Annotated in this window: 1 protein-coding gene; it reads left to right on the top strand. The window is 68.2% G+C overall.

All coding sequences use genetic code 11. The annotated features are described in order from the left end of the window. A partial coding sequence (locus tag EV278_RS23840) for a biotin carboxylase N-terminal domain-containing protein (protein WP_132096733.1) occupies positions 1-1271 on the top strand: 1271 nt, incomplete at its 3' end.

The following is a 1271-nucleotide window of genomic DNA, read 5'->3' as shown; positions in this document are numbered from 1 at the left end:
ATGTTCGACAAAATCCTGATCGCCAACCGTGGCGAGATCGCGGTGCGGGTGATCAAGACGTGCCGTCGGCTGGGGATCGCCACGGTGGTGGTCTATTCGGACGCCGACGCCGACAGCCTGGCGGTGGAGATGGCCGACGAGGCGGCGCCTATCGGCCCGGCCCCGGCCAACCAGTCCTATCTGGTGGCCGACAAGATCATCGCCGCCTGCAAGGCGACGGGGGCCCAGGCGGTGCATCCGGGCTTTGGCTTCCTGTCGGAGAAGGCGCAGTTCGCCCAAGCGTGCGCCGACGAGGGGATCGTGTTCATCGGCCCCAATCCCGGGGCCATCTCGGCCATGGGCGACAAGATCGAGAGCAAGACGTTCGCCCAAGCCGCCGGGGTGTCGTGCGTGCCCGGCCATATCGGCGAGATCGACGACACCGCCCACGCCGTGCGGATTTCCGAGGAGATCGGCTATCCGGTCATGATCAAGGCCAGCGCCGGCGGCGGCGGCAAGGGCATCCGCGTGGCCTGGAGCCGCAAGGACGTCGAGGAGGGCTTCCCCGCCGTCCGGGCCGAGGCGGCCGGGGCGTTCGGCGACGACCGGATCTTCATCGAGAAGTTCATCCAAAGCCCGCGCCACATCGAGATCCAGGTGCTGGGCGACAGGCACGGCAATGTCGTCCACCTGTTCGAGCGCGAATGCTCGATCCAGCGCCGCAACCAGAAGGTCATCGAGGAGGCCCCGTCGCCGCTGCTGGACGAAGCCACCCGCGCGGCCATGGGCGCCCAGGCCGTCGCCCTGGCCAAGGCGGTCAATTACGACAGCGCCGGCACGGTGGAGTTCGTGGCCGGCCAGGACAAGAGCTTCTACTTCCTGGAGATGAACACCCGCCTGCAGGTGGAGCATCCGGTCACCGAGCTGATCACCGGCCTGGACCTGGTCGAGCAGATGATCCGTTCGGCCTGGGGCGAGAAACTGGCCTTCCAGCAGTCGGACCTGAAGATCAACGGCTGGGCCATCGAGAGCCGGATCTACGCCGAGGACCCCTACCGCAAGTTCCTGCCCAGCATCGGCCGGCTGGTCCGCTACGCCCCGCCCGCCGAGGGCGGGAGAGAAGGTCCTGGGGACGGCTACACGGTCCGCAACGACGCGGGGGTGCGCGAGGGCGACGAGATCTCGATGTACTACGACCCGATGATCGCCAAGCTCTGCGCCTGGGCCCCGACCCGGCTGGCGGCGATCGACGGCATGGGCCGGGCGCTGGAGGACTTCCACATCGAGGGCCC

This window comes from Caulobacter sp. BK020 (assembly GCF_004342605.1).
Taxonomy (GTDB): domain Bacteria; phylum Pseudomonadota; class Alphaproteobacteria; order Caulobacterales; family Caulobacteraceae; genus Caulobacter.
The sequence above is the reverse complement of the archived record's forward strand: the minus strand, read 5'-3'. Positions and strand labels throughout refer to the sequence as shown.